Below are 25,484 nucleotides of genomic sequence, written 5' to 3'. Positions count from 1 at the left end.
GCAGCTATTCCAAAGCCAAAGTGTCACCGTTGCCGAATTCAGCCACCACACGCAGCTTTCCTCCGAGCGCACGAACATAGGCTGCCAACGTGCCGAGTTCGGTATGTGACATATCGCCCCGCTCGATATTGGACACCCGCGCCTGCGTGACACCCATCGCCTCGGCGATCTCAGTCTGTGTGCGTGCCTGAGCCTTACGGACCTGCGCCAGTCGGTAAGCCCGCTGCGCGCCTTCGATCTCTCGCTTCGCCTTGGTGACATGCGCCGGATCGATGAGTCCCTGCGCATGCACGTCAGCCTTCACGTCCTTCCAACTACGTGCCATCGTCCTCACTGTCCTTCGCGTCGAGCCATCGTTGATAGCGCTTTTCGGCTAGTGGAATATTGTCGATGTACCACTGTTTCCACTGCCCGGCCTTGTCTCCCGCGACCAGCAGGATCGCCTGACGGTCGGGATCGAAGGCAAAGAGAATGCGGATGTGGGTCGCCAACGGTCGAAGCTCTTTCAGGTGGTGCAGTTCCGACCCTTTGATCCGGTCCGCCAGCGGGCGACCGAGCAACGGCCCCTCGTCGGCAAGCGTGTCGATAGCCGCTTCGACCCGAGCCGCCTGCTCGGCATCGGTTCGGGCCAAGGTGACGAACCACTCTTCCACCTCGTCCGTCAATATCACAGTCCACACGTGCCGAATATAACAGCAGCATTGTACAACAGCTGCATTATATTACCCTCCCGCTTGAAACTCCCTGGAGACGCTGCGGAGAGCAGGTTGGGGTGCCCATCCGCCTCATGTGGAGTGAAGGCAGACCGACCGTCCGCGCTGGTCCCGGCGGCACAGCGCCGTCAGCGGGCCTACCGGTTGATGACGTCACCGAGAGAGTGCTCATGCGGGCCGAGGAACTTGGGATCGTGTTCGGTCTGCATGTCTCACACCGCTTTGGTCGAAGCTATGTGGTCGCGAAGTCAGGCTGCACGCACAGGCGCACCGCGCTCTACTGCCAGGTCGCGGTATCGCGGTCGATGCCGTGGGCGCGCGCGCTGGCGTCGATGATTCGACGGAACCACGCGGCAAGGCCTGCGCGGATGCCGTCATAGTGGGCGGCGAATCCCGGATCGGCCTCGTACCTGCGGCCGAGACAGACCTGCATCTGCCTGGTGAGGGGAAAGTACGAAGCGAAAACTTCACGGTGCCGCTCGACGAGTCGATTCGCTTCCGGGCTTCCAGGCTCGACGCCGGCGTCCATCGCGTCCCCGAGGGCGCGGTCGAACTCGGCCACGGCATCGGCGATGGCCTGCCATTCCTCCGGCCCGCGAGATGCCGCGCGTTCGGCGTACTGCTGCCATTGCGTCGTGTCTCCGTAACGCTCACGAGCACGGGCGGGCCAATCGGGGTCCCACCGGGGGCCGAAGATCGCGGCCTGCTGCTCGACGGTCAGCAGCAGGCCGCGCTCGTGGGCGTCGATCATCCGGTCCAGTCCGGCGCTGAGTCGCTGGAGGCGGTCGATCCGTTCGGCGACCTGAGCACGCTGCGTGCGCAATGCGGCGGGCACGTCTGCGGCCGAATCGTCCAGGATGGCCCGAATCCGGTCCAAGCCGAGTCCGAGCTCGCGGTAGACGACGATGCGGTGCAGTCGTTCCAGATCACCAGCGGTGTAGAGCCGGTATCCGGCAACCGTGCGCAGCGACGGTCGGGCCAGACCGATCTCATCCCAGTGGTGCAGCGCGCGGATCGTCACGCCCAGACGGGCCGAGACCTGACCGACGGTCAGGCCATCGGTGTCAGCGGCATCAGGCATGCTCACCATTGTCGCCGCGACCGGCGCCCGGTGCCCTGATCCCGACGGCCTCGAGGTCCCGCGCCTCCTGACTGTCCGGATCGAAAGGCTTCGCCGCGGTGAAAACGATCCGTGCGTTCTCGGGGGTGATCACCGCGACGTCACGGGTGTTCCAGGGAGTATCCCGTGGACCGTCGACGGAGTCCGGACGCAACGCGCGACAGGCCTCGACAAGAGAATCGACCTGGTTGAGCACGCACGCGAAACTGAAGCTCACCGCCGGTGGCTGCTCCGGAACGCTCTCCACAGGAACGAGAAGTACGTCCTGGAAAGCCCACCTGCGCAGATGCACAACCCTGCCGGGAATACTGAACAGTTCGAAGAACCCGAGCCCACGAGTCCAGAAATCCACCGAAGCCGCCAGATCGCTCGTGGGGATCGTCGCGAACGCGGGCATCCCGTAGATGCCCCGAAACGGCTTCGGCGCAACCGCATCCTGACCGGGCGTGGGGGCTCATCTCGAACGCGTTGTAGTAGTCACTCATGCACCCCACCTTCCAGCCTCACGCGACGTGAGGGTCAAGCCGCCGGAGACATCGCGCTCGAGCCTGCGCCACACCAACCTCTCGGACATCGAAACAGACCGATAGATTCCCGGCTTGCTTGGGGCTTCGCGGGATGCGGCGCCGACACGCTCCGGCATGACACCACGCTGGCAGCAGCCATTCCGATGCGGATGTGGAAGGGTGGGTGCACTTACGAATTCGATTCCGTTGATATCTGATTCGCGTTCTGATGGAGCGAGGAGCGACCTGGTGGAAGCAACGTTCGATGTGGCTGATTCGGTGGGGCATCGCTATCGGGTGGGTGACTACTACGACGTGGGCCGGGAGAAGATCCGCGAGTACGCGCGAGCTGTTCAGGATTTTCATCCGGCGCACTGGAGTGAAGACGCCGCAGGTGAACTCGGGTACGCCGGTTTGGTCGCGCCGACCACGTTCATTTCGACAGCCGCCATGCTGGCCAACCGCAGGCTCTTCGAAACAGTCATCAGCGGCTACGACGTTTTCGTACAAACCGATCAAGTCTTCGAGGCGTACAAGCCGGTGGTCACCGGCGACCGGTTGATCAGCGATGTCGAACTCACCTCGGTTCGCCGCATAGCGGGCAAAGACCTGCTCACCGTCACCAACACTTTCGCCGATCAGACCGGTGAGGTGGTGCAGATCATGCATACGACCGTGGTCGGCATCACCGGTGAGGAAGTCGACGCGGGCATCGGTTCCGCGATCGAACGCGTGATCATGCACGGTATCGATGTGCCCTCGCGAACCGCGGCCTCGGCCGAGCAGAGTGTGACGGACCCGGTTCCGGAGACCAGCCCACGCCTCTCCACGATCTCGCGCACGCGTATTCCGCGCACCGCCATCCGATTCGAGGACGTCGCTGTCGGCTCCGAGCTTCCTGCCCGGATCGTTTCGCTGACGCGGGGTGATCTGGTGAATTACGCAGGGGTCTCTGGTGACGCGAACCCGATCCACTGGCACGACGGTGTCGCCGCGCTGGCGGGTCTTCCTGATGTGATCGCGCACGGCATGCTCACCATGGGCCTCGGCGCAGGGTTCGTCACCGGGTGGCTCGGTGATCCGGGCGCGCTCACCAGGTACGGGGTGCGGCTGTCGAACTACACGGTCGTCGAATCCGTCGCTGCCGGGAGCGTCGAGTTCGCCGGGCGTATCAAGTCGCTCGACCCCGGGACCCGGACCGCTGTTGTCGTCATCGTGGCGAAGTCCTCAGGACGCAAGATCTTCGGCCTCGCCACGGCGGAGGTGCGTCTCGCGTAGGTCGGCTCAACAGGCTTACGCCGGTTGCCGAACGAGAGACTGCCGACGGGCCATGAGGCTCCGTTATTCGGGCGCGTAGAGTCCGGGCTCGAACAGCGCTTTTGCCCCAGCGCGGGTATAGAGCTTCCGCTGTAAGGAACGCAGAATCGAGATCGCTTCAGCGTCACGTATTCCGTTGACGAGTTGGAATTCGACGCCGGCGCCGAATAAGTCACTGCCGAAAGCCAGTTCACTCAGAAAAAGCACTCTGGCCGTCTCGACCTCGGTCAACACGGTTCCGTCGCGGACAGCGCGGCGGAGCCTGGCGGTTTCGTCATCAAACCGATCTCGATCGGCGAACCCCAGTGCACGCACTGGGATCGGCGCGTTCGCCGAGACTCCCACCCAACTGGCAAGAGCCCCGTCCACGAAATCGCGTTCCGCGGGGCTCAGGTTCGACATATCGAATTCCAACAGCAACGTTTCTCGCGCCTGAGACGCCTACGATGTCGTCTGCCCTAGGCTGTGCCCGACTGCGGATCCATCCAACATCCCATCGACCTGATCGGCGTCCAAGGACGCGACTTCATCCATCTGTGCTGGTAACCCGGCCAATGCTTGCCCTGCCGTCCGTAGGCGCTCCGGATTGACGTCGAACACAACAACCCCCGCTTCAACTCGGTCCTCGACCGGCTCCACCCACCCTAGTTCACCGTGTCAGCAAGTCATCGCGAACCTCTGACCCCACATTTCTCTCGGACACAAGGAAGCTCTAGCGGTCCAGGGTTTTGCTTCGCACGGCTGGACGACGAACGTGCGTGCCCCGGAAGGCGGACCGGCCACGCGCATCGACCCGCGGCGCAGTTTTCTGCGCTACGAGTCGATGTGGGAGGTGTTCAGCAGGAGGGTGCGGGGTTCAAATGCCCGCGCTGCCGGTGGATGGTCGCGCCCTGCGCAGTTCACAGGCCAGTTGGTCGGCATCGGGTCGGTCCTCGCCGGAGCGGGCGCAGCCCTGCGAGGTGTAGCCCTGTCGGTCATAACCCCAACGGTCATAACCGTAATGGTCATAACCCCAACGGTCGTAACCCCAGATATCGAAGCCGTCGGGGCCGTAAGGATCCTCTGGCTCAGCGGGTTTCGGAAATGATGGGGTCGTCACGGGCGGTTCGGTGGTGACCGGCGGAGTGGTGGTGACCGGCGGAGTGGTGGTGACCGGCGGAGTAGTGGTCACCGGCGGAGTAGTGGTCACCGGCGGAGCGGTCGTTACCGGCGGAGCAGTGGTCACCGGCGGCGCGGTCGTCACGGGCACGGTGGTGACCGGTGCGGTAGTAACCGGGCTTTGATCAGGGGTTGCGAATGCCGGTATGACAAGCGCGGCCGGAACAAGCGCGACCGTCCCGGCGACTGCCGCCAGCAGGACCGACTGCCTAACGGTGCGCCAACTTCTCCTCCACTGCGACATTGTTGACCTCCAACGCGAAACGAGCGCGCTCACCGCACCCGAGTCCCCTATCGGTCGAAAGTCCAAATTTTGTTACAAGTAAGTGTCTTTCGCGCCTCCTACTTCATGAAGCTTGTGAGCACTGAGGAGGTCCCGGTCGTACACGTCCATGTACCTGGTGACACGATCGTGACCAGCGTCCCGAGCTGGGGTGTCGTAAATTCCTTCCAGCCGCCCGAAACGTGGGGGTCGAGCCGCCGGGGACATCGCTCGAGCCTGGGGTCACAGTGGCCTTGTCCTTTCATCAGCCCATGCGGAGGTAAGGCCAGCGGACCTCGAGTCGGACCGATAGGAGCTACGAGCGGTTGTGTGCCACAGTTGCACCTTGTGGACCACCACGATGTCGCCGCGATCCGGAGCCAGGCTTCCCTGGCAACACCGATGACGCTGCGTGTCGCGGTGACCCTGGAGCTACCGGACCGGCTGCGTGGTGGCGGCACCAGCGCCGAGCTTTTGGCGGCCGAACTCGGCGTCCCCCAGGTCGCGCTGGAGCTGCTGCTGAACCATCTCGTGGCCTTGGGCATCGTCGAGCACTCGCCCACCGGGTACCGCACCACCGACTACGGCCAAGCCTTGTGCGCAGACGCGGGCAATGGCTTGATCAACCTGCTGCACCTGGACAAGGCCGGCGGCCGGGCCGAACTCGCGTTCGCCGAGCTGCTGCACAGCATCACCACGGGGCGAGCCGGTTACACCCGCCGCTACGGACAGGACTTCTGGGCCGACCTCCACCAACACCCACACCTGCGGGATTCGTTCGACCAGCAGATGATCGACCGGTTCACCGACCAAATCCCTCGTATCGTCACCGGAGTCGACTGGACTCGATTCCCGACCATCATCGACGTGGGCGGCGGTCGGGGCGCCCTGCTCGCCGCGATCCTGGCCGCCCATCCCGGCATCCGCGGACATTTGATCGAGCTCGAACCCACTGCCACCGCAGCGGCACGCGCCTTCGCCGCCCATGGATTCGGCGACCGGGCTCGGGTCAGCGCAAGCAGCTTCTTCGAGCCCTTGCCACAAGGAGCACACGCCTACCTGTTGTGTGACATCCTGCACGACTGGGACGACGACCATGCGCACCGCATCCTCGCCCGCTGCGCCGAAGCAGTCCACCCCGACGGTCGGATCCTGATCATCGAACCGGTCGGAGGCCGCCACGCCGGCACCGAATTCGACCTGGCCATGCTCGTGATCTTCGGCGGCCGCGAACGGCGCGTCGAGGAATTCCGCACGCTCGCCTCGGCTCACGGCCTGACCCTCGACACCGTGACCGACCTGACCGAACAGCGCTGCCTGCTGGAGCTGCGCCTCGACCGATGACCGGCCTAGCTCTGGCGAACGGAGTCAATCCGTGGGGGATTGATCCCGATACTGGTCTACGAGGTGCTGGTAAAAGCTGTTCTCCGGCGCTTCCAATGAGATGGCTCGCAGGCGGACCGTGACCTTCCGGCCGACTACTGTCGAGTATCCGTCTTCATCGATGCCGAGATCCGCTACGACCGCTGATACCAGTTCGTCCAACTCCTCGTCAGTCGCATAGACGCCAAGACGGCATTCAACCGGTACGCGCGCCAGGTCGTACGCGTCGCCCCACGCGCGCTGAGCGAACTCGTCGACCGCCGTGACCGGCCCGAAGCTGGTGAAGCACGGGATACGGTTCGCCCGGCGGATCCGGTGGGTGCTCTTCTCGAGCGCCAGCGCGACGGGGTGGATTCCCTCACCGTCGAGGGCGCCTGGCCCGGTCGCGTCCGGCAACCCGAGTTCTACCGCGAACTCCCACACCTGGTGTTCGTCGTCGTGCAGATACAGCATTCCGCTAATTCTTCGATGAACTCGACGCGGCAGTGGCCAGGAACCCGATTGTCGCTATCTCACCGGCCCTGGGTGGCGATGAACGCCTGGACGGCGTCGAGGAACTCCGGGCCGCCCGCGATGTAGCCGCCGACGGTTGCGCCGATCAGCGCGCCAACGGGGACGCTGACGCCCCAGATCAGGGGCATGCACGCGCCGAGGAGGCCGCCCACGATGGCGCCGCCGACCACGCCGGGCAGGTTCTTGTTGACCTGCTCCTTGAGCCGGTCGTAGGAGCTGATGTCCTGCGGTTGCGCGATATCCGCCGGTGTCGAGGTCAGTGTGCGATCGTCCGCGCCGACGGGCTGGTAGTCGATGCCATGGTCCGAAACGACAGTCGCGTCCACCGCAATCACCGCGGTCGACTGTTCCGTGACGACCGGTTCCGCATGGGCGGTGGCCGCGGCTATACCCACGGCCGAGATGGCCAGGAAAACGGCAGCGGTGATCTTCTCGAGCTTCATCTTCGAATCCCTCCACTCAGCTGCCCCGGATGGGCGGACCGAATCAGACCTTAGGCGTCGAAGTCAAAAGTGTGGGTAAGCCACACGCAGTTCGAAGTCACCGGGCCCGCAGTTGGGCACCGGCCCTAGCCGCGATAAATCTCGACGTAAGCGTTGGTCGCCACCGCGACAACACCGGGGCCCATTCCGGTGCATCCCGTGGTGATGCGCTGACCGGTCGGCGTGAAGGGGTAGCTGAGCGCTTGGTAGGAGCCGATGCCGTACTGGGGGAACGGCCCGCTGGCGTAGAGGCCGAAGCAGTCGACATGCAAGACGTAGTTGCTTCCACCGTCGGGTTGGCAAGTCGCCGACGCACCGAAAAGATCGCGCCCGACGACGCAATCCTGCGGCGCCGCTTGGGCGGTCCCGGAACCGACAACAGCGACGAAAGCCAGGCCCGAAATACCAGCGGCCGCGACGCGTACGGCGGCAGTAATAACATTCCTCATGAAAATGCCTCCTGTTCCACGGTGCTCTTCGACCGTCGACGGCCGGATGTTACGGCTGCCGGCTCTGAAACCGGCAGAGGCGCTTAGGTACTGCGGCCAATACACTGCACGCATGCGACGACCGCGCGCCATGGTGCTCGATGAGGTGTGGCGCAAGCTCGAGGGTGTCGAACCGCTCAGCGGCCCGCACGGGGGTCCGCTGCGCCGGACGGTGAAGCTCGTGCTCGACCCGTTGGTGATCCGGCCCGTGCAGCATCCGTCGTGCGCGGGGCCGATCCTGACGGCCGACGGCGCGGTGTTGCTGGAGGCGCGCATCCAGGCGGCGGCCGATGTGCTGCGCGCGACGGCGGCTTGGTTCACGGTGCTCAAGCAGGTGCGGCGAACATTGCGGATCACCGAGGGGCACCCGCAGGATCTTTACTTCCAGCGCTGTTTCGAGCTGGCGACCACCTCGGGCATACCGGATCCGGCGCGGGCGCGCGCGGTCGCGGAGGAGGCGTTGCGCGAGATCCACGAGTACACGGCGGGGCGCACCACGCAGGCGCTGAAGGAGTACCTCACCGACCACACCAGGGAACGCGAGCTGGCCGGGTTGCTCGATCTGGCCTGGCGACGGCGTCCGCTCACCGGCCCGGCGAGCGCCGACCACGACGCGGAGGTGGACGAGCTGCTGGAAGCCTGCGCGGCGGCACGGCTCGGCGCGGACGCCGACGGACAACGGGCCCTGGACCGGCTGGTCGCGGCCAACGCCGGTACGCACACGGGAATCCGGCTGTGGGGGGAGGCGTCCGCTCAGGAATTGGGGCTGACCACGCATTCGGTGCCGCTGCGCCCCGAGATCGGCTCCTCCGCCTCGAAATCGACCCTCGGGCTCCCGTTCGATCGCACCGTGTACGAGCGGGTGTTCACCGTGTTGCAGGCGTCCACCGAACGCGCGGAGCTGCCACCGATACCGGAGCTGGTCGACGCCGAGATCGCCCGCAGTTGCGCACCCTGGGCGCTGCTGGACGAATCGCTGCGCGTGACAGCGACGGCGGGGACCGCGCTGGCGACCGGCTTGGCGCCCATCGAGCACCGCCGCGGCCCGTCGACGGGCCGAACGCGTCTGCGTCCGGCCGGAACAGGCACAACGCCATCCACGGCGCACCAGGTGGTCAACAGCCGCTGGCAGCGGGAAGCCTATGTGTTGCAGGCGCGGCGGCTGGTGGTCTCGGCCGAGCCGCCGACCGGTCCGCTGGCCGCCATCGCCAGGGAGCTGATCACGCCGTGGCAGCCCTACCTGCGGCGATTGTGGGTTCGGCTGCACGGACGTGATGTCAGGGAGTACGCGATCCACGATCCGGACGAGCTGTGGGATCTGCTCGACGGCGTGGCGCGTTCGGTCATCCTGGACCATCGCACGCGGGTCAAGCGGGCGCTGAGCGTGCGGGCCAGCGCGGGTGAGCCGGACGCGGCGGAATCGAAGGCGAGCTGATGAGCACCGTACGCATCCGCCGCCGCGACGCCCTGTGGATCATCGCACCGGACGACGCTCCGACCGTCGTGGACGACGCGGCCGGGGTGGACGTGCTGGTGCTCGAGGTGGCGGGCGGGCACTTGACCTGGAGCCTGCTCAGCGAGCAGGTGACACCGGCGGCGGTGCTCGACGACGTAGCCCTCGCCCAGGAGTGGATCTGGGCGGTATACGGCGAGGAGGTAGCCATCGCCCTCGACGAATCCACCGGCGGCGAAGGCGAATACCCGGCCGAGCCCGCCCTGCCCGACCTCGCCGCGCGCGCCCGGCGGCTCGGCTACGCCCGCTGGGCGGCACGCTGGTGGCCCGCCTCGACCCTGGACGGCATCGCCCCGCTGGACGAAGGCCTGCTGGAAGACGAGATAGCCGCCCTGAGCGAGGAATGCGAGCTGATCGTCGACGGCGCCGACGCGGTCCCCGAGCAGCGCACGGCCGCAGCGACACTCGGCCGGGCGGAGGACTACGCGCTGGCCGCAGGCCCGGCCACCATCGTCGCCCCCGGCGCTCTCGTTTTGGCCAGAGGCACCGCGGGCTGGGACTGGCAGCGCTGTCCACCGGGCTTGCTCGACGCCTCGGAAAGCGCCGTGTCCTGGGAAGTGGTGCGCGAGGACGGGTCGACGATCGTGCGGGTGAGCGCTGTCGCCGCCCCGCTCTCTCCGGCGGACATCCCGGCGCACCTGCATCCCCGCGCCGGAATTCGCACCCCCGCCGACGCCGCCGACGTGCCGCTGATCCGCGACGGCGAACTCTGGCGGGCGGAGACCGCGGCCCCGGCCGGTGCGGAAGCGGGCGTGACCGTGCGCGTCTACGTTCCCGGCGTCGGCGTGGACGAACCGGAGCCGGACGCGGCGAGCAGGCGCGCGCGGATTCGCGACCTGGTCACGGCACGGCTGCACCGCGCCGACGACGCGTCCGGCAACCCCGCCGACTCGCTCCTGCTGGCGGAAATCGCCGCTGCCGCGATGGATTCGGATTTCTGACATGGCCGAGGAGACTCCGGACGACGGCCGGGAACTGCTCGCAGCGGGCGCCGCCGCCTACACCAGCGGGGACCCAGCCGAGGCGAAGCGCCGGTTCGAGGACGCCGCCGAACGAACCACCGGCGACATCAGACTCGGCGCGCTCATCAACGCCGCGAGCATGGCCGACGAACTCGGCGACCACGCCGCCGCACTCGCCCTCTACCGTTCCGCGCTGGCCGAGATGCCGGAGCACGCACCGCGATTGCGCCCGAACGCCCTGGTCAACATGTCGCAGGCGCTTCAGCATCTCGGCGACCTCGACGCGGCGCAGGCGGCGCTGGAGCAGGCGCGAGCCTTGCTCGCCGACAACACCGACACCGATCTCGGCGTGCTGCGCGTGGCCTGCCTGCTCTCGCTCACCGCCGTCGCGTTGCACCGGCAGAACTGGGCCTACGCCGTCGAACTGGCCACCGAATCACTGGACGCAGCACGGCGATTCGCACCGCAACTGGCCGGCCATCCGCTGATGAATCTCGCCGCCGCGTACTTCGAGACCGGACGCCGCGATCTGGCCGTGGATTTCGCGCGGCAGGCGCTGGCCGCGTTCGAGTCCGCGGGGGATCGCAACGCGGTCGCCGAGACCGAACAGAATCTCGCCATCATGCTCGTCCGCCTCGAGCGGTATGACGAGGCCGAGGCCCCGCTGCGCTCCAGTCAGGCGTATTTCGAGCAGGCCGGATTGGGCCACCGGGCCGGAGTCGGCCTCAAGACCATGGGCTTTCTCGCCGAGGGCCGCGGCGATCTGGCGGGCGCGCAGGACCTCTATCAGCGGAGCCTGACGTATTTCGGCGCGTCCGGAGCCGTCCTCGATGCGGCCGACCTGCGCATTCGCTCCGCCACCGTGGCGTTCAAGTCCGGACAGGCCGCGCAGGGCGAGCAATTGCTGGCCGCGGCGTTCGCGATCTATGCCGAACGCGGCCTCGGCCTGCACTGCGCCCAGCTGGATTTCTGGCACGCGACGCTGCTGGAAGCCGCGATCGACGCGACCGAGCCGCCGCAGGCGGAGCTGCTCGCGCGCGCCGTCGGCATCGCCGTGCCCGCTGCCCTTGCCATCGACGCGGTGCGCCACACCTTGCCGAACGGCACGCAGCGAGAGCAGTGGAACCGGCAGATCGCCGCCCCCGCGATGCGGTTGGCGTTCCGCTTCGCCTACCTTTCCGGCAACGGCGTGCTCGTGACCGATCTGATCGAAACACAATGCGCTGGAACCACCCTCGCTCTCGATCGCACCGAACCGGAAACTCCAGCTCGGCTCCCACTCGATCTGTTGGACCCACCGGAGGACTTCGCCGATCATCCCGGCAGCGCCGCTCTGCAACTGGGCGCCGCCCTGGCCGAGGTCGCGGCCGGTGCGGGTCTGCCGGTCGCGCCGCCGCCGCGCCTGGCACTGGCCGCGGAAGGGCGGATCGCGCTCGCGCCGTTCATCGCCGCCGCCGAGCAGCGCTACGGCCGGGTGATCCGCGACGAGCGGGTGCTGACGGTATGACGCGACCGACGGTGCTGGTCCGCATGGCGGACGCGGGCGACATCTACGTGTCGTGGCGATGGGTCGAGGAAAGCTCCCCGCGCGGCGCGGGCATGCTTCCGCAGGACGCGGCGATGCGGGCGGTGGAACTGCTCACCGGCGCGCTGCCGCGTCCCGCCGAGCCGGGCGGTCTCGAGCGGGCGCTCACCACCGGCGCGTTCGCCGATTACGAGCGGGAATACGACGTGGCACAGGAACTTTCCCGAGCGCTGTTGCCCTACGGGTTGGCCGCGCAACTCTACGACCTGTGGCAGCGCGGTGTGCGCCCGCATATCCGGCTGCAACCGTCACCACGCGTCGCCCAGGTTCCGTGGGAACTCATCGCGCCGGATCGCGATGTCCGGCTGATCGACATCGCCGACGTGAGCCTGCTGGCCCCGGCGAGCGTCGGGCAAGCGCCAGGACGGGTCGCGCGCACCTGGACCGAGACCGAAGGGCATCCGGTCGTCGCGGTGCTCGACCCGCGCATTCCCGGTTTCCGCGCCGATTCGACGCTCGGCTCGGTGCTGGGCCGGATGACCGCCGAAGCCCCGCTAGCGCGACGAATCGCGAGTTACGCCGCGAACGACCGCTTGCGGCCCGCGGTATCGAACCCGGTCGAGGCGTTCCGGCGCACGGATGTCGATCGCGACTGGCTCGGCTCCGTCCTGCGCGCGGGCGCGAGCCGCTTGCTCTACGTCGGGCACGTCACGGCCGCCGCGCCCGAATCCGGCCGCAGCGAGGACGCCGAACTGCACCTCGCCTGCGCCGCCGATGCCGTCGGCTTCGCCGAACCATCCCGCACCCACCGGCCGCTCTCGGCCAAAGACCTGCTGCTCGGCACGCACACCATCGCCACGGAACCGGTTGCCGGAGCGCGGCTGTGGCCGATGCCGAGCCGGGTCGCGCTGATCGCCTGTGAGAGCGGCGGCGATCTGCGGTTCAGCGAGGCGCTCGGCCTGACCGCCGCGATGATCACCGGCGGCGCGGAACTGGTCACCGCCAGCCGGTGGCCCCTGCCCACCGATTTCGCCTTCCAGCGCATCGCGGGCGCACCGGCGCGGGCCCAGCCGCTCCAGGAGGCCGTCTGTGCCATCGACGCGGCACACGAGCGGCCCGACCCGGTGACCGCCATCGCCGCATGGCAGCGCGACCGCCTCACCGCGTGGCGCGAGACCGGCCGGATCGAGCATTCCCCGGTGCTCTGGGCGGCCTTCGCCACCGTGTGCGCCTGACTCGGGCAAACCATGCCGCGCGGTCTCCATATACCGGTCTACGTGCGGTTATTCCGCGTGGGTGGCTGAAAAATGGGTAACGCAACTACTGCGCAAACCGACACTCAGCATCGAACGTGTGGATAAGCTCGAACGCCGTCACCCACCACGATTCGCGATCAGGAGAAGCAGTTACACCAGTCGGATGACCGCCTCGACCGGCCGCTGAGGAGCCCACCAATGCGTTACTACGCCGTCTACGACAACGACGGAAACCTCGCCACCATCCTCGGACAACCCGACGACGCACCCCCGCTGCGCCCCACCGCCTTCCATCGGGGGCAACGGCTCACCGAACTGGCCCTACCGGACGGGGCAGTAGACCCCGCCGACCCGGACAGCCTGACCGCTCTGCTCGACCTGTTCGCCGAGCGGCGAGTCGAGGCGACGGCCGCCCGCGCCGACACGGGCGCGCGCCGCTAGCTTCACACGCGCGTGAGGGCGACCACCGGGATCACCCGGGACGTCTTCATCTCGTGTTCGGCGAAGAACGGATAGGTCCGCTTGAGCATCGCCCAGGTGCGGGCGCGATCGTCACCGGTCAACGGGGTGGCCAGCGCCGGAAAGCTCTCCTCGTCCGCCTCGACGGTGACCCGCGAGTCAGCCCGCAGGTTCGCATACCAGTCGGGATGTTTCGGCGCTCCGATGTTGGAAGCGACGATGAGCAGGCGGTCGCCGTCGCGATGGAACATCAGCGGGGTGGTGTAGGGGGCGCCGGTTCTGCGGCCGATCGTGGTGAGCAGGATCAGACGGTCGCGCCGCATGCCATCGATCTCGCCGCCCGCTCGGAACTGAGCGATGGCTCGCCGATTGACTTCCTTGACGTCCACGGTTCACCTCCCTTGCCTGTGGGGACGAGGCTCAGCTTTCCCTCCGGCCGCATACCGTGTCCGGGAAACGCCGGGATCGGTGGCGGCACCGGCGCATTCATCCGCGATGGGCGAGCAGGTGCTGGAGCAGCAGCCGGGTCAGCGCCTCCGGCGCCTCTTCCGGGACCCAGTGCGAGACGTCCTCGAGCATCTCGAATCGGTACGGGCCGGAGACGTATTTCTCGGTGGCCAGCGCCGCGGTGGAGCCGAAGGCCGCATCCTCGGTGCCCCAGACGTACAGGGTGGGAACGCACGCCGGGCCGGTCGGACCGGCGAGGTCCATGGCGCGATACCAGTTCAACGCGGCGGTGAGCGCGCCGGGCCGCGACAACCGGCGCACGTAATACTCGACGTTTTCCTCCGGGATCTTCCACTCGAAGATCCGGCGCAGCGCGGCGGCGTCGTCGGCGAGCAGAGTCCGCTCCGCGGTGCGCGGCTGCCGGAGGGCGATCACATGATGTGACCGCTGCGCTTGATCCTCGTCCTCGGCTATCGCCTGCTGGAGTGCGGCGGGATGGGGATGCGACACCGCGCTGAACGTGCGGACCCGCTCGGGCAGTTCCGCCGCCATTGTCCATCCGACCCGCGCGCCGCAGCCGTGGCCGATCAGGTCGAAGCGCTCCCAGCCCAGCGCGTCGGCTATCGCGACCACGTCGCCGACCAGTTCCTCCAGTCGATAGTCGGCGGCTCGCTCGGGCCGCACCCCCGGCGAGTAACCGCGTTGGTCGGGCGCGACGACGCGGCACCCACCGCCGCCGAGCACGCGGAGCTGAGACTCCCACTCGCGCGCGCCTTCGGGGAATTCGTGCAGCAACAGCACTTCCCGGCCGGCGGGATCGCCTGCGGCAAGTACGTCGAAGGTGCCGGCCTCAGTGCGAATCTCGTGTTCTTCGATCACCCGCCCGACTCTAGAACCGGGCACCGACGCGCGTCAGTGCTCGTCGAAGTGTCCGTCGTGAGCGGCGTGGCGGTGGCCCTCGTGCACATAGTCGACATGGTCGCCGTGCTGGACGGCCTCGTGGCCGCAGTTGGGGCCGTGCTGGTGCGGGTGATCGCGGCACTCGGTGTGCTCGGACCGCTCGCACTCGTCGTAGTGACCTTCGTGTTCGCGGTGCAGATGACCATCATGGGCGTAGTCGATGTGATCGCCGTGCTGGAACGCCGTGTGCCCGCAGCCGGGGCCGTGCACATGATCGTGGCCGGTGTGCTGAGCGTGTGCTGTGGTCATCGAACTTCCCTCTTTCCTGGCGCGGATAGCTGGAATCGTGATGACAAATACATTAGCAGATGCGCATCAATGAAATTGCCCTGCGCGTGCTGGCTCGGCTCAGAGCACCTGGGAAAGGAACCTGCGCAGGCGCGGAGTCTGCGCGTCGTCGAACAGCGCGTCGGGCGTGCCGGTCTCCACCACCTGCCCCTGATCCATGAACACCACGCTGTCGGACACCGTGCGCGCGAAACCCATCTCGTGGGTCACCACGACCATCGACATACCGCCGGAGGCCAGGTCGGCCATCAGGCCGAGCACGCCCTTCACCAGCTCGGGGTCCAGCGCCGAGGTGGCCTCGTCGAAAAACATGATCTCCGGCCGCATGGCCAGCGCCCGCGCGATCGCGACGCGCTGCTGCTGCCCACCGGACAGGTTCGCCGGACGCGAATCGGCCTTGTCGGCCAGACCGACGATCTCCAACTGCTCTACGGCCACCGCGCGCGCCTCGTCCTTGGACAGGCCGCGCAGCTTGCGCGGGCCGAGCGCGACGTTGTCCGCGACGGTCTTGTGCGGAAAGAGGTTGAAATGCTGGAACACCATGCCGATGCGCTGACGCAACCGGTCCGGATTCTCGGTGAGCACGGACTTGCCGTCCAGCAGCACGTCGCCCTGGTCCGGCTCGTACAACCGGTTCAGCACCCGCAACAGCGTCGACTTGCCCGACCCGGACGGCCCGATGACGGTGACGGTCTTGCCCGCGTCGACGTGGATATCGATGCCGCGCAGCACGTGGTTGTGCCCCAGCGTCAGATGCAGTCCGGTACCGGTGAGGGAGGCACTCATCTATCCGCGCCCTTCCGTGATCGTGGCCGCCTCGACCTGGTCGATCGGCCGGTCGGGTCGTCCGGTCCGCATCCGGCGGTCGATGTAGTTCACCAGGTGGGTGAGCGGGATGGTGAGCAGCAGATAGACCAGTCCGGCGGCCACCAGCGGCGACAGATTGCCGGTCTGCGCGTTGAGATCGCGTCCGACGGCGAACAGCTCGCGCTGGGTGGCGAGCAGGCCGAGGAAGTAGATCAGCGAGGAATCCTTGATCAAGGCGATGAACTGGTTCATCAGAGCTGGCAGAACCCGGCGCACACCCTGCGGGATCACCACCAGCGTCATCGCCTGGCGGTAACCGAAGCCGATCGCGCGCGCCGCCTCCAACTGTCCGGCCTCGACCGATTGGATGCCGGAGCGGAAGATCTCGCCGATGTAGGCCGAGGCGAGCAACGCCAGCGCGACCGCACCGAGCCAGTACGGGTTGTTGCCGGTGAGGTTACGCACCACCGGACCGACGCCGAGACCGATCAGCAGGATGATCACCACGGCGGGCAGGCCGCGGAAGATGTCGGTGTACACCCGCGCGGGCCAGCGCAACCAGCGGGTCCGCGAAATCCCCGCGACCGCGAGCAGCATGCCGATGACGGTGCCGAGCGCGCCGGAGACCACCGCCAGGATCAGCGTATTGAGCAGCCCGGTCTTGAACAGGTCGGGGAACGCCTTGCGGTACAGCGACCAGTCGAAGAACGTGTCCTTCAGCTGCCGCACAGTGGATTTCGGCGCGTTCTGTTCCGTCTCGTCCTTCTGCTTGCCCGCGGCGAGCGCGGCGAAATCCGGCAGCTGCGGCGCGGGCGCGGCCCGCGACCCCGGCTTCCACCCCGGCGGCAGCTCCCGTGGTACCCAGTCGGTGTAGAGCTTGGCGTAGGTGCCGTCCGCGATCACCGCGTCCAAGCCGCTGTTGAGCGCGTCGATCAGCGGCTGATTGCTCTTGGCGACCGCGTAGCCGACGAAATTGTCCAGGCTGAAGGTGTTCTGCGACACCGAGGTGCCGTCACCCGGCTTGATCGCTCCTTCGGCTTGGGCCGACGGGGCCACCCAGGCGTCCACCTGGCCGGACTTCAGGTTGGCGTAGGCGGTGTTGTAGTCGGGGAACTTCACCGGGTCCAGATGCAGCTGGTTCACCACGAACTCGTCCTGCACGGTGCCCTGCACCACCGCGATCCGCGTGCCACGGTTCAGGTCGGCGAACCCCTTGATCGCGCTGCCGCTCGGCACCACCAGCGAGAAGTATCCGAAGTCGTATCCGTTGGTGAAGCCGACCAGCTGGCGGCGCGCGTCGGTGGTGGTGATGTTGGACGAGCCCACGTCGAAACGGCCGCCGGACACCTGGGCGAGCAGCCCGGCGAACTCGGTGCCGGAGAACTCCACCTGCAGGCCGAGCTTGGCGCCGATCGCCTTCAGCAGCTCGTTGTCGAAGCCGGTGAACGTGCCCTGCCGGTCGACGCAGATGCTCGGCGGCGCGTCCGACAGCGTGCCGACGCTCAGCTTGCCCGGCGTGATCAGGCCGAGTTTCGAGACATCGATCGAACTCAGCGGCGCGGTGGTCGCGGTGGTGTAGCGGTCGCTACCCGCTGCGGCCGATGAGGCCAGGTTGGTCGGCGCGGCGGAGGCGGCGGCCGGGCCCGGCGGTGCGCAGAGGTTGCGCTCGGTGGCCGCGTCGTCGGAGCCGGAACCGCACGCCGTCGCGCTGAGACCGACGGCAAGCAATAGCACGGCGATCAACGCACGAGACCGCACAGCGGGCAGAACAGCCATGACGGACAACCTTAACCACGGAAATCTGCTAATCAGCAGCTACCCCGAGACCGGGAGCGCGGGAAGCCATGCCGCCGTGACCGGTCGAGAGTTTCGATCACGCTGATTCGAACTCCACCCCGCCGCCGCGCAACAGTCGGCGCTCAGGCCAGTCCGCTCACCGGTTCCGGGTTGACCTCGTCGCGCCAGCGCACGGCCTTCGCGACCTCGCTCAGGTCGTAGTCCGGACCGCTCGTCCCGATGGTGAAGGTGGTCACGCCCGCCTCGACGAAAGCGGAAGCCTTCTCCAGCCCCGGCCACTGCACCGAACGCTCGATGCGCGCCTGGTCGGTGCCGACGGCGGCGCAGTGCTCGGCGAGCACCTTGTTCTTGTGCGCGATCACGTCCAGATCGGCGAAGGTGTGCCACATGTCGGCGTACTGCGCGACGAGCCGCAAGGTCTTCTTCTCGCCACCGCCGCCGATCAGGATCGGCAGGTCGCGGGTCGGGCGCGGATTGAGCTTCGGCAGCCGGGCGCTGATCCTGGCGAGGGTCTCCTTCAGCAGTTCCAGCCTGCTGCCAGGGGTGCCGAAGTCGTAGCCGTACTCGTCGTAGTCCTTCTCGAACCAGCCCGCGCCGAGACCGAGGATGAGCCGCCCGCCGCTGATGTGGTCGACGGTGCGCGCCATGTCGGCCAGCAGATCCGGATTGCGGTAGCCGCCGCCGGTGACCAGCGCGCCGATCTCCACCCGCTCCGTCTGCTCGGCGAACGCGCCGAGCATCGTCCAGCACTCGAAGTGCGCGCCGTCGGGATCGCCGGTGAGCGGATAGAAGTGGTCCCAGTTGAACACGATGTCGACGCCCGCGTCCTCGCATCGCAACACCGCGTCACGAATGAGCCGGTACTCCGGCGCGTGCTGCGGCTGTAGCTGAACTCCGATACGAACTGGACGACTCATGGCATTCTCCTCGTCGATCGGTCCCGTCCCCGCCCCGAGGCTACCGGCGCGGTGGGGGTTCCCGCAGCCGCCGCATGATGCTTCCGGCTCGTCCCGCGCGCGTCAGGCGCACCTCCGCCTTCGCTCCGGCCATGCGCGGCCGAGGACGGACTACGTCCGGCTGTGCCCACTATGCGTACCTCCGCCTTCGCTCCAGCCATGCGCGAGCTGGAGACGGACTACGTCCGCACCATTAGGTTGGGACGCGATGCCGAGCCCGGCGGAGGGAGGTGTCGTCAGTGGCCGACGGCGAGAACGAGGTGGTTCGCGCGGTCGTCTCGACGATGCTGCGCGGTCGCGACCAGTTGATCGCCGAGCTGTCGGCAGTGATGCGCGCGCAAGTCGCGGCGCTCGACTTGGACACCCGGCTGCGGGGGCTGTTCGAGGCGGGCACCACCGACAATTTGATGTCCGTCCTCGACTTCGTGCAGAACGACGCCGCCGAGCACGATGTGCATGCCCCGGCGCGGGCGCTGGTGTACGCGCGCACGCTCGCTCAGCGCGACGTCCCGCTGTCGGCGCTGATCCGGGCGTACCGGGTGGGGCACGCCGGATTCCTCGACATCGCGATGCGCTACGCCGTGGAGCTGGGTGGCCCCGACAGCGCGGCGGCCATCATCCGGATGGTCCATCGCTCCTCGGTGTACATCGACCGGGTGTGCGAACAGGTCGGCATCGCCTACGAGCAGGAACGCGACCGGTGGGTCGGCAGTCGCGGCGGTCTGCGCCAGGAATGGGTCGCGCGGGTGCTCGACGGATCGGCCGACGACATCGCCCAAGCGGAGCAAGTGCTGGGTTATCCCTTGTCGGGGCGACACGTCGCGGTGAACGCCTGGACCGAGCCCCAGCTTTCGGCGCGGGCCGCGGCGGACGTCCTCGATGCCGTGCGCGCGGCGCTGGTCCCGCTGCTCGGCCACCCGCGCCGGGCGCTGTTGGTGCCGACCGACGAACGCGAAGTCCGGCTGTGGTTCTCGATCGCTCGGGACACGACCATCGATGCCGAGGCCATCCAGCGGGCCTTGTCGGCGCTGGCCTTGCCGGTGCGCGTGGCGGTGGGCGGCTGCGGCAGCGGTGTCGCGGGATTCCGGCGCAGCCTGCGCCAAGCCGACCGGGTGCGCGAACTCGTGCTGCTGGCGGGTCCCGGCGCGCCCCGTGCGGTGGCGCACGAGCAGGTGGCAGCCGTCGCGCTGCTCGGCGCCGACATCGAGGAACTGCGCCAGTACGTGGCCGACTGCCTGGGTGAGCTCGCCACCGACAACCAGCGCAATCTCTGGCTGCGCGAAACCCTGCGCGTCTTCCTCGCCAACAACCGCAGCTACGCCGCGGCCGCCGAGGAACTGGCCGTGCACCGCAACACCGTCCAATACCGGGTGCGGCAGGCGCTCGACTTGACCGGCCACACCTTCGATGATCACGACCGCACGCTGCACCTGCACCTGGCGTTGCAGGCTGCCCGCTGGTTCGGACCGGCGGTGCTGCGACCGTGCCCGGCCTGACGCTTCCCTTTGTGCGGTGGGCACGAAAGTTGTACGAAGTTTCAGCACCCGCGAATATGGTCCACATCACATGCCGGTTCGTACGATTTCCGCGAATGCGCAGTTCAGATGAGGAGAAGCCGCTGTGTCAACGCTGGAAACCGTGCGCGGACCGATCGATGCCGCCGATCTCGGAGTGACGCTGATGCACGAGCACGTCTTCGTGCTCACCGGAGACGTCCAGCAGAACTACCCGGCCGAATGGGGCTCCGAGGACGAACGCATCGCCGATGCCGTCCGGCGGTTGCGAGTCGCCTACGACGCGGGAGTACGCACGATCGTCGACCCGACGGTGGTCGGGCTGGGCCGCTACATCCCGAGGATTCAGCGGATCGCCGAGCAGGTGCCGCTGAACCTGGTGGTCGCCACCGGTATCTACACCTATGGCGATGTCCCCTTCTTCTTCCACTACCGCGGCCCGGCGTTGAACGACATCGTCGGCGCGCAGGTCCCCGATCCGATGGTCGACATGTTCGTCGGCGACATCCGCGACGGGATCGCGGGCACGGGGGTCAAGGCGGGCATGCTCAAGTGCGCGATCGACAAGCAAGGGCTGACTCCGGGCGTCGAACGCGTGATGCGCGCGGTCGCCAAGGCCCATCTCGAGACCGGTGTGCCGATCACGGTGCACACCCATCCGGAGACGCGGTCGGGGCTCGACGTGAAGCGCGTGATGTGCGACGAGGAAGGCGTCGATCCCGGCCGCATCGTGCTCGGGCACAGCGGCGACACCACCGACTGCGATCACCTCGCCGACCTCGCCGACGCCGGCTTCGTGCTCGGCATGGACCGTTTCGGCATCAATCTCGACACCACTTTCGAAGCCCGCGCGGCCACGCTGATCGAGATGGTGCGGCGCGGCTACACCGACCGGATGGTGCTGTCCCAGGACGCGAGCTGCTACATCGACTGGATCGAGCCTGCCGCCATGGCCGCGCTGCCGCAGTGGCATTACACCCATCTGTTCGAGGACGTGTTCCCCTACGTGCTCGAACGTGGTGTGACCAAGGAGCAGATCGACACCATGCTCGTCGACGTACCGCGCGCGTTCTTCGAGGCGCGCACCCGCTGACGTGGCTCGCCCGATAGGATCGCCGGACCCTTACTCGGATCGTCCGGCACGTTCCTGCCGGGATGGGATGTGAACTCGTCATGGCCACTGTGACCTTCGACAACGCGACGCGGCTCTACCCCGGCTCGACCAAGCCCGCGGTGGACCGGCTGAACCTGGAGATCGAGGACGGCGAGTTCCTCGTCCTGGTCGGCCCCTCCGGCTGCGGGAAGTCGACCTCGTTGCGCATGCTCGCCGGGCTGGAGGAGGTCGACGGCGGACGCATCCTGATCGGCGCCAACGACGTCACGAACGCCGAGCCGAAGGAACGCGACATCGCCATGGTGTTCCAGAACTACGCGCTGTACCCGCACATGACCGTGGCGGAGAACATGGGCTTCGCGCTGAAGCTGGCCAAGGTGGCCAAGGCGGAGAAGGAGAAGCGGGTTCTGGAGGCGGCCAAGCTGCTGGACCTGGAGCCATTCCTCGATCGCAAGCCGAAGGCGCTGTCCGGCGGCCAGCGTCAGCGGGTGGCGATGGGCCGCGCGATCGTGCGCCAGCCGCAGGTCTTCCTGATGGACGAGCCGCTGTCGAACCTGGACGCCAAGCTGCGCGTGCAGACCCGCACCCAGATCGCGCAGTTGCAGCGCAGGCTCGGCACCACCACGGTGTACGTCACCCACGACCAGGTCGAGGCGATGACCATGGGCGATCGGGTCGCCGTGCTGAAGGACGGCCTGTTGCAGCAGTGCGCGACCCCGCGCGACCTCTACCGCGATCCGGCCAACGTGTTCGTCGCGGGGTTCATGGGCTCGCCCGCCATGAACCTGTTCACGCTTCCGGTCGCCGACGGCCGGGTGGAACTGGGCGGGCACGCGATCGCGCTGCCGCGCACTGTGGCGGACGAGGCGGGCGGCACCGTGACGGTCGGCATCCGCCCGGAGCACTTCGAGCTCGGCAACGGCTCCGGCATCGAGATGGAGGTCGACGTGGTGGAGGAACTCGGTTCCGACGCCTACATCTACGGCCGCACCGTCGCCGAAGGCGGGACCGACGGAGCCGGGGAGACCATCGTCTCCCGGGCGGATTGGCGCAATCCCCCCGCGAAGGGCGCCCGGCTGCGGCTGTCCACCGCGCCGGAGCACATCTACTTCTTCGACACCGACGGGCGCAGGCTGAACTGAGCACGCCGAGTGGCCCGCTCGTCGCCCCTTCGCGAGCGAGCGGGTCGCCTGGCTGCGACTCTCGGCTCGATGCGCGGCCAGGCAAATCACCGCGTGGTCGCGTCGCCGCCGGTTGACGGCCCGTCCGTCGCGGCCGATCGACGGCGTTCGCGCCGCTGCCTGGCGTAGTCCTCGTTGAGCCGCACGCCCAGTTCCTCGAGCTCGATCTCGCGGCCGGACTCGCTGCGCACCTGCACCCGCACCGGAGCGCCGGTCGCCTCCTCGACCAAGAGCAGCGGAGCGGGTCCTGGCTGCAAGTAGGCGTCGCCCCACTGCATGAGCGCCAGCACGGCGGGCAGCAGATCGCGGCCCATCCGGGTGAGCACGTATTCGTGCCTGGTGCGCTTGCCTTCCTCCTGGTACGGCCGTTTCGCCAGCAAGCCCGCCTCGGTGAGTTTGCGCAACTGGGCCGCGGCCGCCGCGTCGGTGATGCCGACCCGGCTGGCGAACCCGTCGAACCGGCGGGTCCCGTAGTACGCCTCGCGCAGGATCAGCACCGCCGAGCGCGTGCCGATGAGGTCCATCGCCTTCGCGATCGAGCACTCGTCGGCCTTCCACGCGCTGAGATCGGCCAACGGTCCTTCCATCACTGCTGCCATGACCGACATCATACCCAAGCTGACTTGTGCCAACTATTGCCAGGTGTAATCTGACTATGTGTTGATAGAGCCAGGCATGGCGGCCCGGCTCTCGGTCCGAAGGGAAGCACCATGAGAGACGCGGTGATCGTCGAAGCGGTACGCACGCCGATCGGCAAAGGGAAGCCGAACGGCGCACTGCACGACGTCAATGCGGTTGATCTGCTGGCCCACAGCCTGCGGGAGGTGGTGAACCGCAGCGTCATCGATCCCGCCCTGATCGATGACGTCATCGGCGGCATCGTCACCCAGGTCGGCGAGCAGGGCGCGAACATGACCCGGCGGGCCGCGCTGGCCGCCGGATACCCCGAATCCGTCCCGGCCACCACCGTCGACCGGCAGTGCGGCAGCAGCCAGCAGGCGATCCACTTCGCCGCGCAAGGCGTGATCGCGGGCGCCTACGACATCGTGGTCGCCGCGGGCGTGGAGTCGATGGGCCGGATTCCCATGGGCGCCAACTTGGTCGGCTCGGATGACATCTCCGGTGTCGGCTTCGCCGAGCGGTACCCGGAAGGACTCGTCCCGCAGGGCATCAGCGCGGAGCTGATCGCGGCGAAGTGGGGACTCACCCGCACCCAGCTCGACGAGTTCGCGCTCGGCAGCCATGAGAAGGCCGCGCTCGCCACCAAGAACGGCCTGTTCACGCGGGAACTCGCGCCGATCAACGGCCTCGCCACCGACGAGGGCATCCGGGTCGGCAGCACGCTGGAGACGCTGGCCGCCCTCCGCCCGGCCTACTACGACCCGGCCATGGCCGCCCGCTTCCCGCAGATCGGCTGGGAGATCACCGCGGCGACCGCCAGCCAGGTCAGCGACGGCAGCGCGGCGGTGCTCATCATGACCAGCGAGCGCGCGAAGGAACTCGGGTTGAAGCCGCTGGCCCGGTTGCACAGCTTCGCGGTGGCCGGTGACGACCCGCTGCTGATGCTCACCGCGGTGATCCCGGCGACCAGGAAGGTGTTGCGGCGGGCCGGTTTACAGCTGTCCGACATCGATCTGATCGAGATCAACGAGGCGTTCTCGCCGGTGGTGCTGGCCTGGGCGCACGACACCGGCGCGGATCTGGCGAAGGTCAACGTTAACGGCGGGGCGATCGCGATCGGTCACCCGCTCGGCGCGTCCGGCGCCCGGTTGATGACCACGCTGGTCCACGCCATGCAGGACCGCGGCGCCCGCTACGGCCTGCAAACCATGTGTGAGGCAGGCGGTCTGGCGAACGCGACCATCGTGGAGCGACTGGGTTGATCCGGTTCGCCACCGGCGCTGCGTGTTCGTGACGGTTCCGACGCGAGCACGCAGGCCGGTGGCGCGGCCCGTCCCCCGGAACTAGAACGAGACGAGCACCACCGCGATCAGGAAGCCGACCAGCCAGGATTCGAGGATCAGCGGCACAGCGATCAGCGGAGTCCAGGCGATCGGCCTCCGGTCGCGCACCTTCTCCAGCGCCGAGACGACCGCCGCGAGCACCGACGCCGCGATGCCCGCCCAGGCGACGACCTGCGCCCACGGCAGGTAACCCGCGCCACGGCCCTCGGGTCCGTCACGCAACAGCACTTCGTAGAGCGGGACGAAAGCGGCCATCACCCAGCCGAATCCGAGGACGATCACCGAACCCAGCACGACGCGCATGGCATCGGCCGTTCGCCGCCGAAGGTGCAACGCCATTGCTTCAGCATGACCGGTCCACGGGCTCGGGGCATCTCAAACGCCGGTGTAGACCTGGGAAGCCAGCGCGAGACCACCGGCGAACGACAGCACGATCAGCACCATCGCCAGCACCGGCCAGTACCACATGTACCAGCGCTTGACCGCGGCCAGGATGAGCATCCCGGTCACGCCGGCGATCGCGATCGCCGTCCCGCCCCACGACACGGCGAAGGCCCAGCCGAGGTATTCGGTGCGGCAGTTGTCCTGACCGCACGGGTCGGCGGCGAAGGCGAAGAAGACGGTGAAATAGGCGGCGGCCAGGCCGAGGACCGCCGCGACGCAGTACAGCACGACGGCGAGCACGACGTCCCAGGTCCGCACCGGCCGCTGTCCGGTGGCCGTCGTGCCGTGTGGCCAAGGTTGCGCGGTTCCGGTGTGGATCATGACGTCAACGATCCTGTCTCGTGCGCCGCGCAGG

At 67.8% G+C, this 25,484-nt stretch carries 29 protein-coding genes; 12 read left to right on the top strand and 17 right to left on the bottom strand.

Features of this window, described 5'->3' with window-relative positions:
- Window positions 1–4: 4 nt before the first annotated feature.
- The 4 genes from NB3_RS03145 to NB3_RS03130 all read right to left on the bottom strand — a co-directional run bounded on the left by NB3_RS03145 (window position 5) and on the right by NB3_RS03130 (window position 2,230).
- Window positions 5–325 (bottom strand): helix-turn-helix domain-containing protein, encoded by a 321-nt coding sequence (locus NB3_RS03145; protein ID WP_067796167.1) that lies wholly within the window; start codon window positions 323–325, stop codon window positions 5–7.
- Window positions 315–671 carry a type II toxin-antitoxin system RelE/ParE family toxin gene (locus NB3_RS03140; RefSeq protein WP_157111495.1) on the bottom strand — a complete coding sequence of 119 codons (357 nt, stop codon included), beginning with the start codon at window positions 669–671 and terminating at the stop codon, window positions 315–317. Before NB3_RS03140 ends, NB3_RS03145 begins: the two co-directional genes overlap by 11 nt.
- A 319-nt stretch (window positions 672–990) precedes the next feature.
- A complete protein-coding gene (locus NB3_RS03135) occupies window positions 991–1,794 on the bottom strand; it encodes a MerR family transcriptional regulator (RefSeq protein WP_157111468.1) in 804 nt (267 codons plus the stop codon).
- Complete coding sequence (locus NB3_RS03130; RefSeq protein ID WP_244891747.1) at window positions 1,787–2,230, bottom strand: VOC family protein; 444 nt, start codon at window positions 2,228–2,230, stop codon at window positions 1,787–1,789. The genes NB3_RS03135 and NB3_RS03130 overlap by 8 nt, the downstream gene beginning before the upstream one ends.
- A 355-nt stretch (window positions 2,231–2,585) precedes the next feature.
- On the opposite strand from NB3_RS03130, the gene NB3_RS03125 reads away from it, so the two are divergent.
- Window positions 2,586–3,617 (top strand): fused (3R)-hydroxyacyl-ACP dehydratase subunits HadA/HadB, encoded by a 1,032-nt coding sequence (locus NB3_RS03125; RefSeq protein WP_067796556.1) that lies wholly within the window; start codon window positions 2,586–2,588, stop codon window positions 3,615–3,617.
- A gap of 63 nt (window positions 3,618–3,680) precedes the next feature.
- Here the strand turns inward: NB3_RS03125 and NB3_RS03120 are convergent, their stop codons facing one another.
- The gene (locus NB3_RS03120) at window positions 3,681–4,076 is read right to left on the bottom strand and encodes a hypothetical protein (protein WP_067796159.1); all 396 of its coding nucleotides are present in this window, start codon (window positions 4,074–4,076) and stop codon (window positions 3,681–3,683) included.
- Window positions 4,077–4,768: 692 nt separating this feature from the next.
- On the opposite strand from NB3_RS03120, the gene NB3_RS34765 reads away from it, so the two are divergent.
- Both NB3_RS34765 and NB3_RS03115 read left to right on the top strand, forming a co-directional pair.
- On the top strand, window positions 4,769–4,939 hold the full coding sequence (locus tag NB3_RS34765) for a hypothetical protein (RefSeq protein ID WP_157111466.1): 171 nt from the start codon (window positions 4,769–4,771) through the stop codon (window positions 4,937–4,939).
- A gap of 539 nt (window positions 4,940–5,478) precedes the next feature.
- Window positions 5,479–6,420, top strand: coding sequence for a methyltransferase (locus NB3_RS03115; protein WP_067796156.1), 942 nt, complete (start codon window positions 5,479–5,481; stop codon window positions 6,418–6,420).
- A 24-nt stretch (window positions 6,421–6,444) separates the two neighbouring features.
- On the opposite strand, the gene NB3_RS03110 is transcribed toward NB3_RS03115, so the two are convergent.
- The 3 genes from NB3_RS03110 to NB3_RS03100 form a co-directional block, all read right to left on the bottom strand.
- On the bottom strand, window positions 6,445–6,912 hold the full coding sequence (locus NB3_RS03110; RefSeq protein ID WP_067796152.1) for a hypothetical protein: 468 nt from the start codon (window positions 6,910–6,912) through the stop codon (window positions 6,445–6,447).
- Window positions 6,913–6,971: 59 nt separating this feature from the next.
- Window positions 6,972–7,415 (bottom strand): hypothetical protein, encoded by a 444-nt coding sequence (locus tag NB3_RS03105; RefSeq protein WP_067796150.1) that lies wholly within the window; start codon window positions 7,413–7,415, stop codon window positions 6,972–6,974.
- A 125-nt stretch (window positions 7,416–7,540) separates the two neighbouring features.
- A complete protein-coding gene (locus NB3_RS03100) occupies window positions 7,541–7,903 on the bottom strand; it encodes a hypothetical protein (protein WP_067796147.1) in 363 nt (120 codons plus the stop codon).
- Between the two features lie 130 nt (window positions 7,904–8,033).
- On the opposite strand from NB3_RS03100, the gene NB3_RS03095 reads away from it, so the two are divergent.
- The 5 genes from NB3_RS03095 (at window position 8,034) to NB3_RS03075 (ending at window position 13,639) form a co-directional block, all read left to right on the top strand.
- Entirely contained in the window at window positions 8,034–9,377 is a 1,344-nt protein-coding gene (locus NB3_RS03095) for a hypothetical protein (RefSeq protein WP_067796144.1), read from the top strand.
- A complete protein-coding gene (locus tag NB3_RS03090; RefSeq protein ID WP_067796140.1) occupies window positions 9,377–10,396 on the top strand; it encodes a hypothetical protein in 1,020 nt (339 codons plus the stop codon). The genes NB3_RS03095 and NB3_RS03090 overlap by 1 nt, the downstream gene beginning before the upstream one ends.
- 1 nt (window position 10,397) lies before the next feature.
- Window positions 10,398–11,924, top strand: a complete 1,527-nt coding sequence (locus NB3_RS03085; protein WP_067796137.1) for a tetratricopeptide repeat protein — start codon at window positions 10,398–10,400, stop codon at window positions 11,922–11,924.
- Window positions 11,921–13,177, top strand: coding sequence for a CHAT domain-containing protein (locus NB3_RS03080; RefSeq protein ID WP_067796134.1), 1,257 nt, complete (start codon window positions 11,921–11,923; stop codon window positions 13,175–13,177). The genes NB3_RS03085 and NB3_RS03080 overlap by 4 nt, the downstream gene beginning before the upstream one ends.
- A gap of 219 nt (window positions 13,178–13,396) precedes the next feature.
- Window positions 13,397–13,639, top strand: a complete 243-nt coding sequence (locus tag NB3_RS03075; RefSeq protein WP_067796130.1) for a hypothetical protein — start codon at window positions 13,397–13,399, stop codon at window positions 13,637–13,639.
- A 2-nt stretch (window positions 13,640–13,641) separates the two neighbouring features.
- Here NB3_RS03075 and NB3_RS03070 read toward each other — a convergent pair whose 3' ends face one another.
- From NB3_RS03070 to NB3_RS03045, 6 genes are all read right to left on the bottom strand, one after another.
- Complete coding sequence (locus NB3_RS03070) at window positions 13,642–14,046, bottom strand: nitroreductase family deazaflavin-dependent oxidoreductase (protein WP_067796127.1); 405 nt, start codon at window positions 14,044–14,046, stop codon at window positions 13,642–13,644.
- Between the two features lie 97 nt (window positions 14,047–14,143).
- A complete protein-coding gene (locus NB3_RS03065) occupies window positions 14,144–14,983 on the bottom strand; it encodes an alpha/beta fold hydrolase (protein WP_067796124.1) in 840 nt (279 codons plus the stop codon).
- A gap of 33 nt (window positions 14,984–15,016) precedes the next feature.
- Window positions 15,017–15,313, bottom strand: a complete 297-nt coding sequence (locus NB3_RS03060; protein WP_067796121.1) for a hypothetical protein — start codon at window positions 15,311–15,313, stop codon at window positions 15,017–15,019.
- A 99-nt stretch (window positions 15,314–15,412) separates the two neighbouring features.
- Complete coding sequence (locus NB3_RS03055) at window positions 15,413–16,138, bottom strand: amino acid ABC transporter ATP-binding protein (protein WP_067796118.1); 726 nt, start codon at window positions 16,136–16,138, stop codon at window positions 15,413–15,415.
- Window positions 16,139–17,935: an ABC transporter substrate-binding protein/permease gene (locus NB3_RS03050; RefSeq protein WP_067796116.1), complete on the bottom strand. Its 1,797-nt coding sequence runs from the start codon at window positions 17,933–17,935 to the stop codon at window positions 16,139–16,141.
- Window positions 17,936–18,078: 143 nt separating this feature from the next.
- Window positions 18,079–18,873 (bottom strand): LLM class F420-dependent oxidoreductase, encoded by a 795-nt coding sequence (locus NB3_RS03045; protein WP_067796114.1) that lies wholly within the window; start codon window positions 18,871–18,873, stop codon window positions 18,079–18,081.
- A gap of 278 nt (window positions 18,874–19,151) precedes the next feature.
- On the opposite strand from NB3_RS03045, the gene NB3_RS03040 reads away from it, so the two are divergent.
- The 3 genes from NB3_RS03040 to NB3_RS03030 all read left to right on the top strand — a co-directional run bounded on the left by NB3_RS03040 (window position 19,152) and on the right by NB3_RS03030 (window position 22,682).
- The gene (locus NB3_RS03040; RefSeq protein WP_084485695.1) at window positions 19,152–20,408 is read left to right on the top strand and encodes a PucR family transcriptional regulator; all 1,257 of its coding nucleotides are present in this window, start codon (window positions 19,152–19,154) and stop codon (window positions 20,406–20,408) included.
- A gap of 124 nt (window positions 20,409–20,532) precedes the next feature.
- Complete coding sequence (locus NB3_RS03035) at window positions 20,533–21,519, top strand: phosphotriesterase family protein (protein ID WP_067796112.1); 987 nt, start codon at window positions 20,533–20,535, stop codon at window positions 21,517–21,519.
- A gap of 80 nt (window positions 21,520–21,599) precedes the next feature.
- Window positions 21,600–22,682: an ABC transporter ATP-binding protein gene (locus tag NB3_RS03030; protein ID WP_067796550.1), complete on the top strand. Its 1,083-nt coding sequence runs from the start codon at window positions 21,600–21,602 to the stop codon at window positions 22,680–22,682.
- 86 nt (window positions 22,683–22,768) lie between these two features.
- Here NB3_RS03030 and NB3_RS03025 read toward each other — a convergent pair whose 3' ends face one another.
- Complete coding sequence (locus NB3_RS03025; protein WP_067796109.1) at window positions 22,769–23,332, bottom strand: winged helix-turn-helix transcriptional regulator; 564 nt, start codon at window positions 23,330–23,332, stop codon at window positions 22,769–22,771.
- Window positions 23,333–23,431: 99 nt separating this feature from the next.
- Here NB3_RS03025 and NB3_RS03020 point away from each other — a divergent pair, with 99 nt between their 5' ends.
- Window positions 23,432–24,604, top strand: coding sequence for a thiolase family protein (locus NB3_RS03020; protein WP_067796106.1), 1,173 nt, complete (start codon window positions 23,432–23,434; stop codon window positions 24,602–24,604).
- A gap of 81 nt (window positions 24,605–24,685) precedes the next feature.
- Here the strand turns inward: NB3_RS03020 and NB3_RS03015 are convergent, their stop codons facing one another.
- Both NB3_RS03015 and NB3_RS03010 read right to left on the bottom strand, forming a co-directional pair.
- Entirely contained in the window at window positions 24,686–25,024 is a 339-nt protein-coding gene (locus NB3_RS03015) for a hypothetical protein (protein WP_157111464.1), read from the bottom strand.
- A 36-nt stretch (window positions 25,025–25,060) separates the two neighbouring features.
- Window positions 25,061–25,450 carry a hypothetical protein gene (locus NB3_RS03010; protein WP_067796100.1) on the bottom strand — a complete coding sequence of 130 codons (390 nt, stop codon included), beginning with the start codon at window positions 25,448–25,450 and terminating at the stop codon, window positions 25,061–25,063.
- Window positions 25,451–25,484: the final 34 nt, after the last annotated feature.

Origin of the sequence: Nocardia beijingensis NBRC 16342 (genome assembly GCF_001612785.1) — a bacterium.
Classification (GTDB): Bacteria; Actinomycetota; Actinomycetes; order Mycobacteriales; family Mycobacteriaceae; genus Nocardia; species Nocardia beijingensis.
The sequence above is the reverse complement of the archived record's forward strand: the minus strand, read 5'-3'. Positions and strand labels throughout refer to the sequence as shown.

Bases quoted from the DNA above. Each gene is read 5' to 3' on its own strand.
- NB3_RS03145 (WP_067796167.1), bottom strand. From the start codon at position 325: ATGGCACGTAGTTGGAAGGACGTGAAGGCTGACGTGCATGCGCAGGGA.
- NB3_RS03135 (WP_157111468.1), bottom strand. From the start codon at position 1,794: ATGCCTGATGCCGCTGACACCGATGGCCTGACCGTCGGTCAGGTCTCG.
- NB3_RS03130 (WP_244891747.1), bottom strand. From the start codon at position 2,230: ATGCCCGCGTTCGCGACGATCCCCACGAGCGATCTGGCGGCTTCGGTG.
- NB3_RS03115 (WP_067796156.1), top strand. From the start codon at position 5,479: ATGACGCTGCGTGTCGCGGTGACCCTGGAGCTACCGGACCGGCTGCGT.
- NB3_RS03110 (WP_067796152.1), bottom strand. From the start codon at position 6,912: ATGCTGTATCTGCACGACGACGAACACCAGGTGTGGGAGTTCGCGGTA.
- NB3_RS03105 (WP_067796150.1), bottom strand. From the start codon at position 7,415: ATGAAGCTCGAGAAGATCACCGCTGCCGTTTTCCTGGCCATCTCGGCC.
- NB3_RS03100 (WP_067796147.1), bottom strand. From the start codon at position 7,903: ATGAGGAATGTTATTACTGCCGCCGTACGCGTCGCGGCCGCTGGTATT.
- NB3_RS03095 (WP_067796144.1), top strand. From the start codon at position 8,034: ATGGTGCTCGATGAGGTGTGGCGCAAGCTCGAGGGTGTCGAACCGCTC.
- NB3_RS03090 (WP_067796140.1), top strand. From the start codon at position 9,377: ATGAGCACCGTACGCATCCGCCGCCGCGACGCCCTGTGGATCATCGCA.
- NB3_RS03085 (WP_067796137.1), top strand. From the start codon at position 10,398: ATGGCCGAGGAGACTCCGGACGACGGCCGGGAACTGCTCGCAGCGGGC.
- NB3_RS03080 (WP_067796134.1), top strand. From the start codon at position 11,921: ATGACGCGACCGACGGTGCTGGTCCGCATGGCGGACGCGGGCGACATC.
- NB3_RS03075 (WP_067796130.1), top strand. From the start codon at position 13,397: ATGCGTTACTACGCCGTCTACGACAACGACGGAAACCTCGCCACCATC.
- NB3_RS03060 (WP_067796121.1), bottom strand. From the start codon at position 15,313: ATGACCACAGCACACGCTCAGCACACCGGCCACGATCATGTGCACGGC.
- NB3_RS03055 (WP_067796118.1), bottom strand. From the start codon at position 16,138: ATGAGTGCCTCCCTCACCGGTACCGGACTGCATCTGACGCTGGGGCAC.
- NB3_RS03050 (WP_067796116.1), bottom strand. From the start codon at position 17,935: ATGGCTGTTCTGCCCGCTGTGCGGTCTCGTGCGTTGATCGCCGTGCTA.
- NB3_RS03045 (WP_067796114.1), bottom strand. From the start codon at position 18,873: ATGAGTCGTCCAGTTCGTATCGGAGTTCAGCTACAGCCGCAGCACGCG.
- NB3_RS03030 (WP_067796550.1), top strand. From the start codon at position 21,600: ATGGCCACTGTGACCTTCGACAACGCGACGCGGCTCTACCCCGGCTCG.
- NB3_RS03025 (WP_067796109.1), bottom strand. From the start codon at position 23,332: ATGATGTCGGTCATGGCAGCAGTGATGGAAGGACCGTTGGCCGATCTC.
- NB3_RS03020 (WP_067796106.1), top strand. From the start codon at position 23,432: ATGAGAGACGCGGTGATCGTCGAAGCGGTACGCACGCCGATCGGCAAA.
- NB3_RS03015 (WP_157111464.1), bottom strand. From the start codon at position 25,024: ATGGCGTTGCACCTTCGGCGGCGAACGGCCGATGCCATGCGCGTCGTG.
- NB3_RS03010 (WP_067796100.1), bottom strand. From the start codon at position 25,450: ATGATCCACACCGGAACCGCGCAACCTTGGCCACACGGCACGACGGCC.